General features: G+C 76.2%; 17 protein-coding genes. 16 read left to right on the forward strand and 1 reads right to left on the reverse strand.

All coding sequences use genetic code 11. The features are described from left to right. The first annotated feature begins 14 nt into the window (after window positions 1-14). The gene (locus ACH436_RS06830; RefSeq protein ID WP_430559443.1) at window positions 15-1547 is read left to right on the forward strand and encodes a hypothetical protein; all 1533 of its coding nucleotides are present in this window, start codon (window positions 15-17) and stop codon (window positions 1545-1547) included. A 135-nt stretch (window positions 1548-1682) separates the two neighbouring features. Here ACH436_RS06830 and ACH436_RS06835 read toward each other — a convergent pair whose 3' ends face one another. After that, entirely contained in the window at window positions 1683-2183 is a 501-nt protein-coding gene (locus tag ACH436_RS06835) for an inorganic diphosphatase (protein ID WP_416344998.1), read from the reverse strand. Window positions 2184-2427: 244 nt separating this feature from the next. On the opposite strand from ACH436_RS06835, the gene dacB reads away from it, so the two are divergent. The 15 genes from dacB (at window position 2428) to ACH436_RS06910 (ending at window position 19587) form a co-directional block, all read left to right on the forward strand. Further along, entirely contained in the window at window positions 2428-3840 is a 1413-nt protein-coding gene (dacB, locus tag ACH436_RS06840) for a D-alanyl-D-alanine carboxypeptidase/D-alanyl-D-alanine-endopeptidase (protein WP_430559444.1), read from the forward strand. A 51-nt stretch (window positions 3841-3891) separates the two neighbouring features. Beyond that, window positions 3892-4986: a zinc-dependent metalloprotease gene (locus ACH436_RS06845; RefSeq protein WP_430559445.1), complete on the forward strand. Its 1095-nt coding sequence runs from the start codon at window positions 3892-3894 to the stop codon at window positions 4984-4986. 15 nt (window positions 4987-5001) lie between these two features. Then, window positions 5002-6222: a tRNA lysidine(34) synthetase TilS gene (tilS, locus tag ACH436_RS06850; RefSeq protein ID WP_430559446.1), complete on the forward strand. Its 1221-nt coding sequence runs from the start codon at window positions 5002-5004 to the stop codon at window positions 6220-6222. Between the two features lie 2 nt (window positions 6223-6224). Next, window positions 6225-6776, forward strand: a complete 552-nt coding sequence (gene hpt, locus ACH436_RS06855) for a hypoxanthine phosphoribosyltransferase (RefSeq protein ID WP_430559447.1) — start codon at window positions 6225-6227, stop codon at window positions 6774-6776. A 136-nt stretch (window positions 6777-6912) separates the two neighbouring features. Further along, window positions 6913-8985, forward strand: coding sequence for an ATP-dependent zinc metalloprotease FtsH (ftsH, locus tag ACH436_RS06860; protein ID WP_430559448.1), 2073 nt, complete (start codon window positions 6913-6915; stop codon window positions 8983-8985). A 23-nt stretch (window positions 8986-9008) separates the two neighbouring features. Then, complete coding sequence (gene folE / locus ACH436_RS06865) at window positions 9009-9596, forward strand: GTP cyclohydrolase I FolE (RefSeq protein ID WP_430559881.1); 588 nt, start codon at window positions 9009-9011, stop codon at window positions 9594-9596. Between the two features lie 7 nt (window positions 9597-9603). Further along, entirely contained in the window at window positions 9604-10578 is a 975-nt protein-coding gene (folP, locus tag ACH436_RS06870) for a dihydropteroate synthase (RefSeq protein WP_430559449.1), read from the forward strand. Further along, complete coding sequence (folK, locus tag ACH436_RS06875) at window positions 10575-12611, forward strand: 2-amino-4-hydroxy-6-hydroxymethyldihydropteridine diphosphokinase (protein ID WP_430559450.1); 2037 nt, start codon at window positions 10575-10577, stop codon at window positions 12609-12611. The genes folP and folK overlap by 4 nt, the downstream gene beginning before the upstream one ends. 1 nt (window position 12612) lies before the next feature. Continuing rightward, window positions 12613-13101 carry a DUF3180 domain-containing protein gene (locus ACH436_RS06880; protein WP_430559451.1) on the forward strand — a complete coding sequence of 163 codons (489 nt, stop codon included), beginning with the start codon at window positions 12613-12615 and terminating at the stop codon, window positions 13099-13101. Between the two features lie 133 nt (window positions 13102-13234). After that, window positions 13235-13768 (forward strand): PH domain-containing protein, encoded by a 534-nt coding sequence (locus tag ACH436_RS06885; protein WP_430559452.1) that lies wholly within the window; start codon window positions 13235-13237, stop codon window positions 13766-13768. Next, window positions 13765-15465 carry a PH domain-containing protein gene (locus ACH436_RS06890; RefSeq protein ID WP_430559453.1) on the forward strand — a complete coding sequence of 567 codons (1701 nt, stop codon included), beginning with the start codon at window positions 13765-13767 and terminating at the stop codon, window positions 15463-15465. The genes ACH436_RS06885 and ACH436_RS06890 overlap by 4 nt, the downstream gene beginning before the upstream one ends. Beyond that, a complete protein-coding gene (locus ACH436_RS06895) occupies window positions 15462-16454 on the forward strand; it encodes a Rossmann-like and DUF2520 domain-containing protein (RefSeq protein WP_430559454.1) in 993 nt (330 codons plus the stop codon). The genes ACH436_RS06890 and ACH436_RS06895 overlap by 4 nt, the downstream gene beginning before the upstream one ends. Beyond that, a complete protein-coding gene (gene panC / locus ACH436_RS06900; RefSeq protein ID WP_430559455.1) occupies window positions 16451-17395 on the forward strand; it encodes a pantoate--beta-alanine ligase in 945 nt (314 codons plus the stop codon). Before ACH436_RS06895 ends, panC begins: the two co-directional genes overlap by 4 nt. 34 nt (window positions 17396-17429) lie before the next feature. Then, complete coding sequence (panD, locus tag ACH436_RS06905; protein WP_429734367.1) at window positions 17430-17843, forward strand: aspartate 1-decarboxylase; 414 nt, start codon at window positions 17430-17432, stop codon at window positions 17841-17843. Between the two features lie 49 nt (window positions 17844-17892). After that, on the forward strand, window positions 17893-19587 hold the full coding sequence (locus ACH436_RS06910; RefSeq protein WP_430559456.1) for an L-aspartate oxidase: 1695 nt from the start codon (window positions 17893-17895) through the stop codon (window positions 19585-19587). The last annotated feature ends 64 nt before the right edge of the window (window positions 19588-19651 follow it).

The following is a 19651-nucleotide window of genomic DNA, read 5'->3' on the forward strand; positions in this document are numbered from 1 at the left end:
CCCGGGAGGTCACGATGACCGGCCACGCCCAGCCCGCCCGCACGCCGGCCCCCGGACGACGTCCGTCGATCGGCCGGCCGGCGGCGGTCGCCCTGGCCTCCGCGGTGCTGGCGGGGGCCGGCGTCGTGGCCGCGCCGGCCGCGTTCGCCGAGCCGGAGTGCCTCGGCCCGAGCTACGACTTCGACGGCGACCGCGTGCCGGACGCCGCCGTGGGCGCCCCGGGCGGCACGGGCCGGCCCGGCACCGTGGAGGTCCGCCTCTCCGGCGACGGCGAGCCGCGCACGGTGGTGCTGCGCGGGCCGGTCGGGTTCGGCACGGCCGTGGCCCAGCTGCGCTCGTACGAGCAGGAGGGCGACGACCGCTTCTGCAGCCAGCTGGTGGTGGGCAGCCCGGAGGAGACGGTGTACGGCATGCCGCGCGCGGGGGCCGTCCACCTGTACGAGTACGACGCCGCGGCGGGGACGTTCGTGCGGCGCGAGCGCATCACGGCCGACTCGGAGAGCGTGCTCGGCACCCCGCAGGCGGGCGCACGGTTCGGCGCGGCGCTCGCCTCGGCGTCGGCCGCCGAGGAGACGATCGACCCGAAGCCGCAGCTGCTGTGGGTCGGGTCGCCCGGGCACGACGGGGCGAGCGCCCCGGACTCCGGCCGGGTGACGTCGTTCGTCGTCGGCGCGACGGACACGACGACGCGCGGCGGGGAGGTGTTCGACCTCGCCGACGTCGGGGTGCGAGGGTCGGCGGCGGCCGGGGCCGCGCTGGGCTCGTCGCTGAGCGTGCGGGGGCAGGTCATGGCGGCCGGCGCGCCGGGCCTGCGGGTGGCGGGCGCGGCCGGTGCCGGCGGGGTCGCGCTGTGGTTCGCGCCCCCGGGGGACCCGGGTGGCCCGCCGCCGGAGCCCGGGACGCAGCACCCGCCGGTGCTCGTGCACCAGGCGCTCGCCCGCGTGCCAGGGGAGGCCGAGGCGGGCGACCGGTTCGGCGCTGCCGTGCACGTGTTCCCCGTGGCCGGCGACCCGCAGGTGGTCGACCTCGCGGTCGGGTCGCCCGGCGAGGACCTGGGGCCCGACGTCGACGCCGGCATGGTGTCGGTCGGCCGGGTGCACCCGGGCCTCACGCAGCCGCTGCTGGACTTCCGCAGCCGGCACCAGGACTCGTCCGGCGCGGCGGGCACGGCGGAGGACGGCGACCGCTTCGGCAGCGCCGTCTCGGCGGCCTTCCTGCGCGGTGCGTGGCGGGTGGTCGTCGGGACGCCGGGGGAGGACGTCGGGTCCGTCCGGGACGCCGGCATGGTCCAGGCGCTCGGCACGTGGCAGGGCTGGACGCAGGACTCGCCGGCGGTGCCGGGCGGCGCCGAGGCGGGCGACCTCATGGGCGCGACGCTCGGCGCCGACCCGGAGGTCGTGGCGGGCCGGGCCCCGGACGTGGGCGTGCCGGGGGAGAACGGCGGCACGGGCGCCGTGCTCACCGGGCTGCTCGCCGAGGGGTCGGTGGTGCGCCTCGACCTCGGCGCGGCGCCCGGCGCGCGCTACGGGCGCGCCATCGCGCCCTGACCCGGTGCCGCGCGGGGACGACGACGGCGCCGCACCCCCGGGGGGCGTGGCGCCGTCGTCGTGCCGGGCTCCGGCAGGGCCGCCCTCGGGTGGGCGGCCGTCGTGCCAGTAGCCGTCGTGTCAGTAGCTGTCGTGTCAGTGGCCGTCGTAGTAGCCCGTGTCCTTGGCGCGCTGGAACGAGCGCTCGATCTCCGCCTCGGCGTCGGCGCGGCCCACCCAGTGGGCGCCCTCGACCGACTTGCCGGGCTCGAGGTCCTTGTAGACCTCGAAGAAGTGCTGGATCTCGAGGCGGTGGAAGTCGGAGACGTCGTCGATGTCCTGGCGCCACGCGGCGCGCTGGTCGCCCAGGGGCACGCAGAGCACCTTGTCGTCGCCGCCGGCCTCGTCGCGCATGCGGAACATGCCGAGCGCGCGGCAGCGGATCAGGCAGCCGGGGAACGTGGGCTCCTCCAGCAGCACGAGCGCGTCCAGCGGGTCGCCGTCCTCGCCGAGGGTGCCCTCGATGAACCCGTAGTCGTCCGGGTAGCGGGTCGAGGTGAAGAGCATGCGGTCGAGGCGGATGCGACCGGTCTCGTGGTCGACCTCGTACTTGTTCCGCTGGCCCTTCGGGATCTCGATCGTGACGTCGAACTCCACTGTTCCTCCATGCTCGGGACGTGCTCGGGAGATGCTTCGGACATGCTCGGTGCGGGCATGCTCGGTGCGGACGCCCTGTCAAAGTGTGCCATGCGTGAGCGCGCGTCCCCGGTGCCGTGCCGCGGCGTCGAACCGCAGGCGGACGTGGGAGGATACGCACGGAGCGCGCCACGGGACCCGGCTGTGACGTCGCTCACGGGGCGGCACGGATGCTCACGGAAGCTCACGGGCGCGGGAGGACGAGATGGGGTGGCGGGCCAGCGTCGGCGCCACCGTCACGACGGTCGTCGTGCTCTTCAGCGGCTATCTCGTGGCGGACGCCCTCGACGTCGTCCCGGGCATGCTCACCACCGCGCCGCCGCCCTCGCCGGCGGCACCCTTCCCGTCGGCGCCCGGCGCCACCACCGGCCCGACCCCCGAGCGGTCGCTCCCGGACCTGCCCTCCGACGCGCCCGAGCCCGAGGCGTCGGCGGTCGGCAAGCTCGTCACCGGGCTGGCCGAGGACGACCGCCTGGGCAAGCGGGTCGGCGCGGTCGTCGTCGACGGGGCGTCCGGGGAGCGGCTCGGCGCGGCCGCCGCGAACCGGCCGATGGTCCCCGCCTCCACGCAGAAGCTCTTCACGGCGGCGGCCGCGCTCGCCGGCCCGGGCGGCGACGCGACGCTGCCGACGACGGTGGTGCTCGACGACGAGTCGCACCTCGTGCTCGTGGGCGGCGGCGACATGATGCTCGCGGCCGGCGCGGGCGACCCCGACGCGGTGAACGGGCACGCGGGCCTCGGCGACCTCGCGGACCAGGTGGCCGCGCAGGTGCTGGACGCCGGGCAGGACACGGTGACCCTCGGCCTCGACGACACGCTGTTCTCCGGCCCGGCCGTGCCCGCCGACGTGCCCGCCGCGGACGTCGAGGACGGCTACACGGCGCCGGTCGCCGCCCTCGCGGTGGACGTCGCGCGCACGACGGACGAGGAGTACGCGCCGCGGCAGAAGGACCCTGCGGCCGCCGCCGCCCGCACGTTCGTCACGGCGCTGGAGAAGCGGGGCGTCACCGTGCGGGGCGAGGTCGCGCGCGAGGAGGCGCCGTCGTCGGCGACGGAGGTCGGCCGCGTCGAGTCCGCGCCGCTGCGCGACGTCGTCGGGGACATGCTGCGCCGGTCGGACAACGCCATCACGGAGGTGCTGGGGCGGATCGTGGCGATCGACGCCGGGGAGCCCGGCACCGGAGCGGCCGCGATCCGGGCCGTGACCGCGCAGGTCGAGGAGCTCGGCGTCGACATGGACGGCGCGACGCTCGTCGACCTGTCCGGGCTGGGCCGCGGGTCGAGGGCGACGCCGAGCCAGCTCGCCCAGGTGCTGACGCTCGCCGTCGACCCCGACCACCCCGAGCTGCGCGACGTCGCCGACGGGCTCGCCGTCGCGGGCCTGAACGGCACCCTGCACGACCGCTACCCGGCGTCGAACCCGGGTCGCGGGTACGTCAACGGCAAGACGGGGAGCCTGCCGAAGGTCACCGGCCTGGCCGGCACCGTCGTCACGGCCGACGACCGGCTGCTCGTGTTCGTCACGCTGGCGGACCGGGTCCCCGAGGGCGGGTCCGCCGGCGCCAGGGTGATCTTCGACGACTTCGCCGGCGACCTGGCCGACTGCGGCTGCAGGTAGCAGGCACGGGTGCCGGCGAGGGGCGCGACGGACGGTGGTTACCGTGGTCCCGTGACCACGACAGGCCCCGCCGAGCCCCTGCTGGACTGGACGGCGGCGGCGCAGATCGCCGCGCGGCTCGCCCGCCCGGGCGCCACGGCCCCCCGCGAGGACCTCGACACGCTCGTCGCCGGGCTGCGCACCGCGGCCGCCGACGCCGTCGGGCACGTGCTGGAGGTCACGGGCATGACGCCGGTGACGGCGCGCGCGGCAGGCCTGCTCGGGGACGTCCACGTCGTGGACCGGGCGGGCTGGACCCGCGCGAACACGCAGTCGATGCGGGCCATGACCGACCCGGTGATGGCGGAGATCGCGGCGGACGTGCCGCCCCCGTCGGCCGCCGCGCGGCTGGCCGGCGCGGCGGAGGTCGGCGGCCTCCTCGCCCTGCTGTCGGGACGGGTGCTCGGCCAGTTCGACCCGTACGGCGCCGGCCACGCGCCGGGGTTCGGCCGTCTGCTGCTCGTGGCCCCCAACGTGCTCCAGGTGGAGCGCGCGCTGGGGCTGCGCCCGCGTGACTTCCGGCTGTGGGTGTGCCTGCACGAGCAGACGCACGCCCTCCAGTTCGCCGCCGCGCCGTGGCTCGCCGACCACCTGGTGGGGCGCGTCGGCGACCTCATGAGCGGCGTCACCCGCGGCTCGGTCGCGATGGCGCGCGCCCCGCTGCGGGAGAAGGTCGCCGTGGTGGGCCGCACCGTGCTGCGCGCGGTGCGCGGCGAGCTCGTCACGCCGCTCGACGGGATCCTCGGCCCCGAGCAGCGCCGCGAGCTGGAGGAGATCACCGCCGTCATGGCCCTGCTGGAGGGGCACGCCGACGTGATGATGGACGCCGTCGGCCCCCGGGTCGTGCGCTCGGTGCGCACCATCCGCGCCCGGTTCGAGAAGCGGCGCGACGGCGAGGGCGCCCCCGCGCTCGACGTCGTGCTCCGGCGCGTGCTCGGCATGGACGCCAAGCTGGCGCAGTACCGCGACGGCGCCGCGTTCGTGCGGGCCGTCGAGGAGCGGGTGGGGCGCGACGGCCTCAACGCCGTCTGGTCCGAGCCCGGCCACCTGCCCTCCGCCCGCGAGATCGCCGACCCGCGCGCCTGGGTGCGCCGCGTGCACGGCTGAGGACGGGCGGACGACATGGCGCGCGTCGACCCGGCGCTCGCGGCGGCCCGCGCGGCCGTGCGGGCTGAGCTGGGCGACCTCGCGCGGAGCGGGGAGCTGTCGCCGGGGGGCCTGGTGCTCGTCGCGTGCTCCGGGGGAGCGGACAGCCTCGCGCTCGCGGCCGCGGCCGCGCTCGAGCGGACCCGCGTGGGCCGGTCGGTGCGTGCGCCGGGGTTCGCGGTGCGGGTCGGGGCGGTCGTCGTGGACCACGGGATGCAGGCCGGGTCGGCCGACGTCGCGGCGCAGGCCGCCGCGCGGTGCCGCGACCTCGGCCTCGACCCCGTGCTCGTGCGGGGCGTCCGGGTCGACGCCGGTCCCGGGTCGACCGGGCCGGAGGGTGCCGCCCGCGCCGCGCGGTACGCCGCGCTCGACGGCGCGGCGGAGGAGACCGGGGCCGTCGCCGTCCTGCTCGGCCACACGCTCGACGACCAGGCGGAGTCCGTGCTGCTCGGGCTGGCCCGGGGGAGCGGGGCGCGGTCGCTGGCGGGGATGCCCCGCCGCCGCGGTCGCTACGTCCGGCCGTTCCTCGGCCTGCGCCGCGCGCAGACCGAGGCCGTGTGCGCCGCCGTCGGAGTGCCGTACTGGACCGACCCCACCAACCTGCTGCCCGACGACGGCGCCGCCCCCGGGGGCGGTGTGCCCGCCCGCACCCGGGTGCGGGGCGCCGTCGTCCCCGTGCTGGAGGCGGAGCTCGGGCCGGGCGTCGTCGAGGCGCTCGCCCGCACCGCCGACCAGCTGCGCGACGACGCCGACGTGCTCGACGCCCTGGCCGCCGAGCTGCTCGCCGCCGCCACCGTCGCGCTGTCAGACACACAGCCCACCGGGGTACGACCTGCGTCTGACAGCACAAGAGACCGCGGCGAGCTGTCAGACGTCCAGCTCACCGGGGCACGCCCGGCTTCTGACAGCGGGCTGGTGCTCGACGCCGGTCCCCTCGCCGCGGCCCCGGCCGCCGTGCGCCGGCGTGCCCTGCGGTCGGCGGCGCTGGCCGTCGGCTGCCCGCCCGGCGCGACGACGGCACGGCACGTGGACGCCCTCGACGCGCTGGTCGTCTCGTGGCGTGGGCAGGGAGCCGTCCACCTGCCGGGCGACGCCCGAGCGCTCCGCGCGTGTGGCAGGCTCTACCTGCGCCCCGCCGAGCCCGAACCCGCCCGGGCGGCGCACCCCCCAGCCCCAACCCCGCCCCTCGAGGAGTGACCGTGGACCAGTCGGACGTCGAAGGCGACCTCGCCAACATCCTGCTCACCGAGGAGCAGATCGGCAGCAAGCTCGACGAGATCGCCGCACGGATCGACGCGGACTACGCGGGCCAGGACCTGCTGCTCGTCGGCGTCCTCAAGGGCGCCGTCATGGTCATGGCGGACCTCGCGCGGCGCCTGCACCACCCGGTGCAGATGGACTGGATGGCGGTCTCGTCGTACGGGTCGGGCACCAAGTCGTCGGGCGTCGTGCGGATCCTCAAGGACCTCGACGCCGACCTCACCGACCGGAACGTGCTCATCGTCGAGGACGTCATCGACTCCGGGCTCACGCTCTCGTGGCTCGTCGCGAACCTGCGCTCCCGCGGCCCGGCGTCGGTGGAGATCGCGACCATGCTCCGCAAGCCCGACGCGGCGAAGGTGGACGTCGACGTGCGCTACGTCGGGTTCGACATCCCGAACGAGTTCGTCGTCGGCTACGGCCTCGACTACGCCGAGAAGTACCGCAACCTGCCGTTCGTCGGCACGCTCGCACCGCACGTCTACAGCTGACTCCCTGCCGAGGTGCCGCTCCGAGGACGCCGTCGCGCCCTGGGCGAACACCCACGGTTCGTCCACACTCGGCGTGTAGCGTCGTGAACCACACGTTGCCCGACGGAAGGGAAGCGGGGCGCCGTCCCCGTCGCCGATGAACATCAAGAAGATCCTGAGCGGCCCGATCATCTGGATCGTGGTCGGCCTGCTGCTCGTGTCGCTGGCCTTCAGCGCCTTCAACACCGAACGGGTGTCGCGGATCGAGACCTCGCAGGGTCTCGAGCTGCTCGCCGGGGACACGGTGACCCACGCCCTGATCGTGGACGGGGAGCAGCGCGTCGAGCTCGAGCTGAGCGAGAAGTACGTCACGGGTGAGAACTCCGACGACGAGCAGGACCACGGCACGAAGGTCGAGTTCTTCTACGTCGAGCCGCAGGGCGACGCCGTCGCGACGGCCGTCGAGAAGGCGGACCCCTCGCAGGGCTTCGACTCCGAGAACCCGCAGCCCAGCTTCTGGAGCTCGATCCTCGGGTTCCTCATCCCGTTCCTGCTCATCGGCGTCGTCTTCTGGTTCATCCTGTCGAGGGCGCAGGGCGGCGGCCGCAACGGCGTCATGGGCTTCGGCAAGTCCAAGGCCAAGCTGATCAGCAAGGACATGCCGCAGGTGACGTTCGCCGACGTCGCGGGCGTGGACGAGGCGGTCGAGGAGCTCCACGAGATCAAGGAGTTCCTCGAGGACCCGGCCAAGTTCCAGGCCGTCGGCGCCAAGATCCCCAAGGGCGTGCTGCTGTACGGCCCGCCGGGAACCGGCAAGACCCTGCTCGCGCGCGCCGTCGCCGGCGAGGCCGGGGTGCCGTTCTACTCGATCTCCGGCTCGGACTTCGTCGAGATGTTCGTCGGCGTCGGTGCCTCCCGCGTGCGCGACCTGTTCGAGCAGGCGAAGAACAACTCGCCCGCGATCATCTTCGTCGACGAGATCGACGCCGTGGGCCGTCACCGCGGCGCCGGCATGGGCGGCGGGCACGACGAGCGCGAGCAGACCCTGAACCAGATGCTCGTCGAGATGGACGGCTTCGACGTCAAGACGAACGTCATCCTCATCGCGGCCACCAACCGGCCCGACATCCTCGACCCGGCGTTGCTGCGGCCCGGCCGCTTCGACCGCCAGGTGGCCGTCGAGGCCCCGGACCTCAAGGGCCGCGAGCACATCCTCAAGGTGCACGCGCAGGGCAAGCCGATGGTCGAGAGCATCGACCTGGCCGTCGTCGCGCGCCGCACGCCCGGCTTCACGGGTGCGGACCTGGCGAACGTCCTCAACGAGGCCGCGCTGCTCACCGCGCGCAGCGGCGCCCAGCTCATCGACGACCGCGCGCTGGACGAGGCGATCGACCGCGTCATCGCCGGCCCGCAGAAGCGCACCCGCGTGATGAAGGTCAAGGAGCAGAAGATCACCGCGTACCACGAGGGCGGGCACGCCCTGGTCGCGGCGGCGATGCGCTACACGGACCCCGTCACCAAGGTGACGATCCTGCCGCGCGGCCGGGCCCTCGGCTACACGATGGTGATGCCGATGGAGGACAAGTACTCCACCACCCGCAACGAGCTGCTCGACCAGCTCGCGTACGCGATGGGCGGTCGTGTGGCCGAGGAGATCGTCTTCCACGACCCGACCACGGGCGCGAGCAACGACATCGAGAAGGCCACGGCGACCGCGCGCAAGATGGTCACCGAGTACGGCATGAGCGAGAAGGTCGGCGCGATCAAGCTCGGCAGCGGGTCCGGCGAGCCGTTCCTGGGCCGCGACATGGGGCACCAGCGCGACTACTCCGAGGCCGTCGCCGGCACCGTGGACCACGAGGTGCGCAAGCTGGTCGAGGCGGCGCACGACGAGGCGTGGGAGGTGCTCACCCAGTACCGCGACGTGCTCGACGACCTGGTGCTGCGGCTGCTGGAGAAGGAGACGCTGAACCAGGCGGAGCTCGCCGAGGTCTTCGCCCCCGTGGTCAAGCGCGAGCCGCGCGACGTGTGGCTGTCCAGCGACCAGCGCACCGTGCACACGCGCGGGCCGATCATGACGGATGCCGAGCGTGCCGCGTCGAACGGCAACGGGCAGGCCGTCGTGCCGCAGGACGAGGCCGCCATCGTGGGCAGCGAGGGCGACCTCCAGGAGGCCGGCCCGGGCGTCGGCACCGACAGCGAGCCGCCGGCGGCGGGGGACAACCGGTGACCGACCCGGTGACCGACCTGGGCATGCGCGCGGCCGCGGACGTGCCGCCGTACGACGCCGTCCGCGCGGAGGCAGCCGTCCGTGAGCTGCTGCTCGCGGTCGGCGAGGACCCGGACCGCGAGGGTCTCAAGGAGACGCCGGCCCGCGTGGCGCGCGCCTACCAGGAGATCTTCGCGGGGCTGCGCCAGGAGCCCGAGGACGTCCTGACCACCACCTTCGACCTCGGCCACGAGGAGATGGTGCTGGTGCGCGACATCGAGGTGTACTCGACGTGCGAGCACCACCTCGTGCCGTTCCACGGCGTCGCGCACGTGGGGTACATCCCGAACACCGACGGGCGCATCACCGGCCTGTCGAAGCTGGCCCGGCTCGTCGAGGTGTACGCCCGCCGCCCGCAGGTGCAGGAGCGGCTGACGACGCAGGTCGCGGACGCGCTGGTGCGCATCCTCGAGCCGCGCGGCGTCCTCGTCGTGGTGGAGTGCGAGCACCTGTGCATGTCGATGCGGGGGGTGCGCAAGCCCGGCTCGCGGACCGTGACCTCCGCGGTGCGCGGCATCATGCAGAACGCGTCCACGCGGGCCGAGGCCATGAGCCTCATCACGGGACGGTGACCCGGGCATGACGGTGCACCCGCGCGACGCGGTGGTCGCCGGGCTGCCGGAGCTGTCCGGTGTGGGCCGGTGCCTCGTCATGGGCGTCGTGAACATCACGCCCGACTCCTTCTCCGACGGCGGCCGCTGGTTCGACGCCGACGCCGGGGTGCAGCACGGTCTCGACCTGATGGCCGAGGGCGCGGAGATCCTCGACGTGGGCGGCGAGTCCACCCGGCCGGGCTCGGCGCGTGTCGACGAGGCGGAGGAGCTGCGGCGCGTGGTTCCCGTCATCGAGCGGCTCGCGGCGCACGGCGCGGTCGTGTCGGTGGACACGACCCGGGCGTCGGTCGCCGAGGCGGCGGTCGCGGCGGGCGCCCGGATCGTCAACGACGTCTCGGGCAGCTACGCCGACCCGCGCATGGGCCACGTGGTCGCGGACACCGGCGTGGCGTACGTCGCGATGCACTGGCGCGGCCACGCGGACGTCATGGACAGCCTCGAGGTGTACGACGACGTCGTCGCGGAGGTGCGCGACGAGCTCGCGGCCCGCATGGACTCGCTCGTCGCGGTGGGCGTGGACCCGGAGCAGCTGGTGCTCGACCCGGGGCTGGGCTTCTCGAAGGCCGGCGTGCTGAACTGGCCGATCCTCGCGCACCTGGACGCGCTGCACACGCTCGGCCGTCCGGTGCTCGTGGGGGCGTCGCGCAAGCGGTTCCTGGGGCACCTGCTGGAGGGGACGCGGGGCCTGCCCGCCGACCGGCCCGCACCGCCCCTGGAGCGAGACGACGCCACCGCCGCCGTCTCCGCGCTGTCCGCCGCCGCCGGTGCGTGGGCGGTGCGCGTGCACGCCGTGCGCGCCAGCGCGGACGCCGTCCGGGTCGCGGACGCCTGGACGTCGGCGTCCCGCGGCGTGGAGGATGCCGGGATGACCGCACCGGCGCACCGCACCGAAGCCGTGGGCGGAGCAGGAACCGCCGTTGATGAGGAGGGCCCCTCGTGACGTTCGCCGCAGCCGTACCGGGACCGGACGGACAGCCGCTCGACCAGATCCGCCTCGCCGGGGTCACCGCCACCGGGCACCACGGGGTGCTCGCGCACGAGCGCGCGGACGGTCAGGTCTTCAGCGCCGACGTGGTGCTGCACCTGGACACCCGTGCCGCCGCGTCCTCGGACGACCTCGGGCGGACCGTGAGCTACGCCGACGTCGCCCAGGACGTCCACGACGTGCTCGCGGGCTCCCCGGCCGACCTCGTGGAGACCGTCGCGGAGCGGATCGCCGCCGTGGTGCTGAGCCACGACGCGGTGCAGGCCGTGGACGTCCGCGTGCACAAGCCGCAGGCCCCCATCCCCGTGCCGTTCGACGACGTCGCGATCGTCGTGCGCCGTGACCGCGCGCGGCCGCCCGTGGTCGAGGCGGCCCCGGCGGACGAGCCGGAGGAGACCGCGGTGCCGGCCCCGCCGGTGGCGCCCGTCGTCCCGCCCGAGCCGGACGTCCCGGCCGAGCCTGCCGGGGCGGTCCACGCCCCCGTCCCGCCGGCGCCCGTCGCGGCCGTCCCGGCCGAGGCGCCCGCGCCCCAGCCCCCCGCCGACCCGCTGGACGTCACGCCCGCCGAGCCGGTCGACGCCGTGCTGGCGCTCGGGGCGAACCTCGGCGACGCGCAGGTGACGCTGCGGCAGGCCGTGACGGACGTCGACCGCCTGCCGGGCGTGCAGGTCATGGACGTCTCGCCGCTGGCCCGCACGGCCGCCGTCGGCGGGCCGGAGCAGCCGGACTACCTCAACGCCGTGCTCGTCGTGCGCACCACGCTGTCGCCGCGCGACCTCCTGCGCAGCACCCAGCAGGTCGAGGCCCAGCACGGCCGTGTCCGCGAGGAGCGCTGGGGGCCTCGCACGCTCGACGTCGACATCGTGCAGTACGGCGCGCTCGTCGCGAGCGCGCCGGACCTCGAGCTGCCGCACCCCCGCGCGAAGGAGCGGGCCTTCGTGCTCGTGCCGTGGGCCGAGGTGGCGCCCGACGCCCTGCTCGGCGGGCCCGGCGGCGGTCCGGTGGGCCAGCTCGCCGTGACCGCCCCCGACCGCGGGGGGATCCGCTGGCTCGCGCTCGACTGGCTCACCGGGCCGACGCAGACCACCGGCCAGGTCTCCGCCGTGGCGGCCGACGCCGCACCGTCCGCGCCGGTGCCGCAGTCCGCGCCGGCGGAGCCCCCGCACCAGTCCTCCGACCAGTCGTCCCAGGGGGCGGCCGACGGCGCCCAGGCGTCGTACGCCCCGGAGGCCTGGGCGGGCGAGGCGTACGCGACCGAGTCCGCGACGCCGGCCGCGCCGACCCCGGAGCAGTACGCCCCCGAGCAGCACACCCCTGAGCGGTACGCCCCGGAGCAGTACGAACCGGAGCAGTACGCCCCCGAGTCGTCGACGCCGGACGCGTCGACCGCGGGGCAGCACACGCCGGAGCAGTACCCGCCGGAGGCCTGGGCGCCGGAGCAGTACGCGCAGGAGAGCTACGCCGCGCCCGCGCCGTCGTCGGACGGCAGCCCGGCCGTCGAGCCCTACGCGCCGGAGCAGTACGCGCCGGACCAGTACACGCCCGCGCCGCCGGTGGTGGAGCCGCCGGCCGCCCCGGAGCCGCGGCGCGCGGACCCGCCCGCCCCGGACGCGCGCGCCGTCGTGCCCGACCCGTTCGGGTCCGACGCGGACCAGCCGGTGATGCCGCGGCCGTTCGCCCCCGTCGGGTCGCCCGCGGCCCCCGCGGAGCCCCGCGTCGACGGACCGCCGCCGAGCCCGCACGCGCCAGTGCCCCCGGCCCCGGCGAGCCCGTTCCCCGCGCCCGCCGGTCAACCGGAGGCGCCGTCCGGACCGGCGACGCCGCCGGTGTCGTCGTTCGCGCCGCCGGCCCCGCAGCACGAGCCGGTGCCCCCGGCTCCCGCGCCCGCCGCCGAGCCTGCGGCCGCCCCGGGCCCGTTCGCCCCCTTCCCGGAGACGCACCCCGGCGTGCCCGGCCACCAGGAGCGGTTCGGGGAGGACGGCCGCTGAGATGCGCCGCACCTCCGTCCGCCTCCTCGCCGCCGTCGCCACCGTGGTGGCGGTCGGCGGCGCCGGGCTGCTCCGCCTGCTGGAGTCGCGCGGGATCTACCTGCCGACCGTCGCGTGGGTGGAGGACGTCGCGATGCTCGGGCTGGCGGGCATCATCTTCTGGATGGGCTGGGCGGTGCGCGCCTACCAGAAGGGCGACCGGCCCGACCTGGACCCGCTGCGCGCGGCCCGCACGTTCGTGCTGGCCAAGGCCGGGGCGCTGACCGGAGCGCTGCTGGCCGGACGCTACGTCGCGAGCGTGCTCGTCGTCCTGGGGCAGCTGCAGATCGAGGCGCGCCGCGACCAGGCGGTGGCGGCAGGCATCGCGGCGGCGTGCGCGGTCGTGCTGTGCGTGGTGGGGCTGGTCGTCGAGAAGTTCTGCCAGCTGCCCCCGTCCGACGACCCCGACGGCGGGGACGCCGAGGAGCACGCGGACCCGCTGCCGTCCTGACCCGCACCCGGCACCCGGCATCCGGCACCAGGCACGAGGCACCCGGCGGCATCGTCCGGACGGCGGACACGGGACGGCGGGCACGGTCCGGTCGGACGATGTGGCCGACGGCGCCCGATGGAAGGATGGACCCATGACCAGCATCCCCACGGGCGCCGACCCGTCGACGACGCCGACCACGCGGCCGTCCGGGCCCTTCGACCCGCCCGGAGTCGCGTGGCAGGGCGTGTCGTCCCGGCTCGTCCCGGCGCGGCTCGTCTCGACGGCGGTGACCCTGGCCGTGCCGATCGTCGCGGGCGTGGTGCTCGCCGTCCTCGTCTCGCCGTGGTTCTGGCTCCTGGCCGGGGTGCCGGCCGCCCTGCTGGTGTGGGCCGTGCTGCTCGTGCCGCGCCAGGTCCGCGCGATCGGGTACGCGGAGCGTGACGACGACCTGCTGATCCGCAAGGGGATCATGTTCCGCACGCTCGTCGTCGTGCCCTACGGGCGGATGCAGTACGTGGACGTCGAGGCGGGTCCGCTCGACCGCAAGCTCGGCATCGCCAAGGTGCAGCTGCACACGGCGTCGGCGAGCACGGACGCGGACATCCCCGGCCTGGTGCCCGACGAGGCCGAGCGCCTGCGCGACCGGCTCACCGCGCGCGGCGAGGCGAGGCTGGCGGGCCTGTGAGCGGGCCGATCCCCGAGCCGGCCGCGACGCCGACTCCCGAGCCGGTCGGGGTGCCGGCCCACGAGCCTGCTCCCGCGCCGAGCCCCGAGCCCGCGCGCAGCGAGCAGGAGTGGCGCCGCGTGCACCCGGTCACGCCGTTCGTGCGGGGCTGGGCGGCGGTGGTGGCGATCCTGGTCATCGGTGGCCAGCAGGTGCTCGACGACGTGGCGAACGCGGTCAGGGCGGTCGACTCGATCCGCAGCCTGTGGTGGGTGGTGCTCCTCGCGCTGGTGGTGCTCGTCGGGATCATCTTCGGGTACGCCGCCCTGGCGTGGCGCATGACGGCCTATGCCGTCGACGACGACGCGGTGCGCCTGCGCAAGGGCATCCTGTTCCGCCAGCAGCGGCACGCCCGCCTCGACCGCCTGCAGGCGATCGACGTGCGCCAGCCGCTGCTCGCGCGGCTGTTCGGGCTGGCGGAGCTGCGGCTGGAGGTGGCCGGCGGTTCCGACTCGGGGGTGGCGATCGGCTTCCTCAAGGAGGCGGACGCGCAGCGACTGCGCGCGGACCTGCTCGCCCGCGCGGCGGGGGTCAAAGCCGCCCGCCGCACCGACCGGTCCGACGGCCAGCCGACCACGGTAGGCCCGGCGTCCGACGACCCGGCGACGCCCGCGGACCTGGCGGACGGCCGGCTCCCCGGAGCGGCCCCCGCCCCGGACGACGGGCAGGAGGTCGCCGCCCCCGAGGCGCCGGAGCACCAGGTGTACGAGGTGCCGGCCACCCGTCTGCTGCTGTCGCTGCTGCGGATGCCGGGGGTGTGGGTCGGCGTCCTGTCGCTGGTCGGCGTCGGGGTGGCGGTCGCCGTCACCCGCGAGGTGAGCATCCTGTTCTCCGCGCTGCCGGCCGTCCTGGGCGTCGGCGGGTACATCTTCCAGCGGTTCGCGGGGGAGTTCGGCTTCCGGGCCGCGCTGTCGCCGGACGGCATCCGGCTGCGCCACGGCCTGCTGGAGACGCGGGCGCAGACGATCCCGCCGGGCCGGGTGCAGGCGGTGTCCCTCACGCAGGGCCCGCTGTGGCGCGGGCCCGACTGGTGGCGCGTCAAGGTCAACGTGGCGGGCTACGGCGGCGGCGGGGAGCAGGCGGGGGAGCAGCAGCACGTGCTGCTGCCGGTCGGCCCGCGCGAGGAGGCGCTCACGGCGCTGTGGCTCGTGCTGCCCGACCTCGAGGTCGCCGACCCCGACGACACGCTGGCGCTGCTCGACGAGGCGCTCACCGGCGACGCCCGCACGGACCGCTGGTTCGTCACCAGCCCCCGCAGCGCCCGGCTGCTCGACCCGTGGAGCTGGCGGCGCAACGGCTACGCGGTCACCGGCCGGGCCCTGCTGGCGCGCGGCGGCCGCTTCGTGCGCACGCTCGAGGTGGTGCCGCACGAGCGCACCCAGTCCCTCGGGCTGGTGCAGGGGCCGTGGCAGCGGCGGCGCGGGCTCGCGTCGTTCACGCTGCACTCGACGCCCGGGCCGATCAGCCCGGCCGTCCATCACCTCGCCGAGGACGAGGCGGCGCGCCTGCTCGGCGAGCAGTCCGCGCGCGCCCGCGAGGCCCGGGCCCACGCGGGGCCGGAGCGCTGGATGGAGGGTCAGATCCAGGGGCAGACGCAGGGGCAGGTGCAGGGGCAGGTGCAGGGGCAGACGGAGGGGCAGATGGAGGGGCGAAGATGAGCGAGCCCGACGGCGGCCGCCAGGCCCCGGCGCCCCCGTCCGCCAGGCCGGGCCGCCTCGGCGTGGGCGTGGTCGGCGCCGGCCGCGTGGGCGCCGTCCTCGGCAGCGCCCTGCGCGCCGCGGGGCACACGGTGGTCGGCGCGAGCGGGGTGAGCGAGGAGTCGCGGGAGCGGATCGCGACCCTCCTGCCCGGGGTGCCGCACCTCGAGGTGACCGACGTCGTGGAGCGCGCGGAGATGGTGCTCCTCGCGGTGCCCGACGACGCGTTGGCGGAGGTCGTCAGCGGCCTCGCCGCGCTCGGCGCCTGGCAGCCCGGACAGCTCGTCGTGCACACGTCGGGCCGCTACGGCGTGGGCGTGCTGGACCCGGCGCGCCAGGCCGGCGCCATCCCGGTGGCGCTGCACCCGGCGATGACGTTCACGGGCACGTCGCTGGACCTGCACCGGCTGGAGGGGTGCACCTTCGCCGTCACCGCCCCGGCGGCCGTGCAGCCGATCGGGCAGGCGCTCGTCGTCGAGGTGGGCGGGGAGCCGGTGATCGTCGCCGAGGAGGCCCGCGGCCTCTATCACGCGGCCCTCGCCCACGGTGCGAACCACCTCGTGGTGCTGGTGGCCCAGGCCGCCCAGGCGCTGGAGGCGGCCGGCGTCGAGCAGCCGGGCCGTGCCCTCGCGCCGCTCCTGTCCGCCGCGCTCGACGGCGCGACCCGTGCCGCCGACGTGGCCGACGGCGCCGGCGCGGTCACGGCGCTCACCGGCCCGGTGTCGCGCGGCGACGTGGGCACGGTGCGCACGCACCTCGACGCCCTGCGCACGCTCGCGGCCGACACGGGCGCCACCGACGTGCCCGCGTCGTACACGGAGCTGGCGCGCGGGGCCACGCAGCGCGCGCTCGCCGCCCACCGCATCGGCGACCGCGCGGCCCGCGAGCTGCTCGACGCGCTCGCCCCGCCGCCCGCGTCCCACCCCGACGACCCGCAGGAGCCCCGATGACCACCACCCCGAGCACGCCCGCCGTCGTCAGCTCCCGGACCGACCTGCACGACGCGCTGGCGGCGTGGACGCTGTCCGGCCCGGAGCCCACGGACCGGCGCGCCGTCGTGATGACGATGGGGGCGCTGCACGACGGCCACCTGGAGCTGGTGCGACGGGCCCGGGAGGCCGCCGGCCCCACCGGCCAGGTGATCGTGACGATCTTCGTCAACCCGCTGCAGTTCGGGGCGGGGGAGGACCTGGACCGGTACCCCCGCGACCTGGAGGGGGACGTCGCGAAGCTCGCGAGCGTGGGCGCGGACCTGGTGTTCGCCCCCACGCCCGACGTCGTATACCCGGACGGCGACCCGATCGTGCGGGTGTCGGCGGGCCGGATCGGCGAGGTGCTGGAGGGCGAGTCGCGCCCCGGGCACCTCGACGGCGCGCTCACGGTGGTGCTCAAGCTCATGCACCTCACCCGCCCCGACGTCGCCCTGTTCGGGGAGAAGGACGCCCAGCAGCTGCTGGCCGTGCGCCGCATGGTGCGCGACCTGGACGTCGACGTCGAGGTGCTCGGGGTCCCGATCGTGCGCGACCCGGACGGTCTCGCGATGTCGTCGCGCAACGCCTACCTCTCCGCCGACGAGCGGGCCGCCGCCCTGGTGCTCTCGAGGGCGATGCGCGCGGGCGCGGACGCGGCGGACCAGGGGCCCGAGGCGGTGCTGGCGGCGGCGTCGGGAATCCTCGGGGCGGGGGCCGGCGTTGAACGTGATTACCTCGCACTCGTCGACCCGACTACCGTGGACCCGGTGCCCGCGGACTTCCGCGGCCCCGCCCTCCTCCTCGTGGCGGCCCGTGTGGGCGCCACCCGACTGATCGACAACCAGGCCGTGGACCTCGCCGGCAGCCCCGCCAGCGGCCCTGCTACCCGTGAGGACCCCCAGGAGAACGCCCGTGACTGAGCACGCGAACCGCCCCGCCTCCCTGCAGCGGCCGATGATGATCGGCAAGATCCACCGCGCCACGGTGACGCAGGCGGACCTGCACTACGTCGGCTCGATCACCATCGACGCCGACCTGCTGGACGCGGCCGACCTCTACCCGGGCCAGCAGGTCGACGTGGTGGACGTCACGAACGGCGCCCGCCTCACGACCTACGTCATCCCGGGCGAGCGCGGCGGCCGCCAGGTGAGCATCAACGGCGCGGCCGCGCACCTGGTCCACCCGGGCGACACCGTCATCGTCATCGCCTACGGCACGATGTCGGACGCCGACGCGCGCACGTACTCGCCCGCGGTCGTCTTCGTCGACCCGGAGAACCGGATCGTCGAGCTCGACGACGACCCCGGCCAGGTGCCGGACGGCTTCGGCCTGGAGTCCAGCGGCGTGCCCTTCGCGGCCGTCCGGTGACCGCCGCGCGCACCTGCGACCGCAGCCCCGACGGCGCGGTGACGACCCGGTGAACGGGCCGCGGCTCGCCCGCGCCCTCGCCGCCCCGGCCCCCGGCTGGACCACCACCGCCGACGCGATCGTCGTCGGCACCGGCATCGCCGGCCTGACCGCGGCGCTGGAGCTGCGCTCGCGCGTGCCGCGGGTGCTGCTCGTGACCAAGGGGGCGCTGTCGTCCGGCTCCACGGTGTGGGCGCAGGGCGGGATCGCCGCGGCCCTGCACCCCGACGACACCCCCGACGCGCACCTCACGGACACGCTCGCCGCAGGCGGGGGGCTGAGCGACCCCGCCGCGGTGCGGGTGCTGGTCGACGAGGGCCCGGACCGGGTGCGCGAGCTCGTGACCCGCGGCACCGCGTTCGACGTCGGCCCCGACGGCGGCATCGCGCTCACCCGCGAGGGCGGGCACCGCGCCGACCGGATCGCGCACGCCGGCGGTGACGCCACGGGGGCCGAGATCTCCCGCGCGCTCGTCGCGCAGATCGAGGCGGTGCGCGACGACCCGGGCATCGAGGTGCTCGAGAACGCGCTCGTGCTCGACGTCCTCACGGGTGCGCCGGGTGCGGACCGGCGTCGTCCGGTCGCGGGGGTCACGCTGCACGTGCGCGGCGCCGGCAGCCGGGACGGCGTGGGCGCCGCGCTGGCGCCGGTGGTGGTGCTCGCGACGGGCGGCATCGGACAGGTGTTCCGCTCGTCGACCAACCCGCCGGGCGCGACCGGGGACGGCATCGCCGCGGCGCTGCGCGCGGGCGCGTCCGTCGGCGACCTGGAGTTCGTCCAGTTCCACCCGACCGTGCTCTGGCAGGGGATGGGCGCCAAGGGGCAGCTTCCGCTCATCAGCGAGGCCGTGCGGGGCGAGGGCGCGCTGCTGCTCGACGTCGACGGGTTCCGCTTCATGCCGGGCGAGCACGAGCTGGCCGAGCTGGCGCCGCGGGACGTCGTCGCGCACGCCATCGTGCGCCGCATGACGGCGACGTCGGCCGACCACGTGCTGCTCGACGCCCGGCACCTCGGGGCGGGCTTCCTGCGCCGCCGGTTCCCCACGATCACCGCGCGCCTGCTCGACCAGGGGATCGACTGGACCGAGGAACCCGTACCGGTGGCGCCCGCGCAGCACTACCACTCGGGCGGCGTCGTGACCGACCCCCACGGCCGCACCTCCGTGCCCGGCCTGTACGCGGTCGGGGAGGTGGCGTGCACCGGCGTGCACGGCGCCAACCGGCTCGCCTCCAACTCGCTGCTCGAGGGCCTGGTCTTCGCGCACCGCGCCGCCCGCGACGTCGCCCGCCAGGTGGCCGAGGGCGGGTCGCGCCGCGCGCCGGAGCCCGAGGAGCGGCCCGGGGGCGCCGCGCTCGTGGCGGCCGCGGCCCGGTCGCGCGTGCAGCGCGCGACGTCGGACGGCGCGGGGCCGGTGCGGTCGGCCGGGTCGCTGGAGCGCGCGGCGGACCTCCTGGCCGGGGTCCGGACCGACGCGCACCGCGCGACCGACGTCGTCGCCGACCCGCAGGTCGCCGAGTGGGAGACCACCACCGTGCACCAGGTCGCCAGCGCGCTGGTGCACGCCGCACTGCTGCGCGAGGAGTCCCGAGGCGGGCACTTCCGCGCCGACTTCCCCGCGCCGGACCCGGCGTGGGCGCGCCGCGTCACGCTCGCCCTCGACGAGGACGCCACCCTCCGCGAGGTGGTCCCCGTCTCCGCGAGGTAGTTCCGAGCCTGCCGAGGTAGTGGTCCAGACCACTACCTCGGCAGGCTCGGGACTACCTCGGCGG

Source organism: Isoptericola sp. NPDC019693 (assembly GCF_044389085.1).
Lineage (GTDB): Bacteria > Actinomycetota > Actinomycetes > Actinomycetales > Cellulomonadaceae > Isoptericola.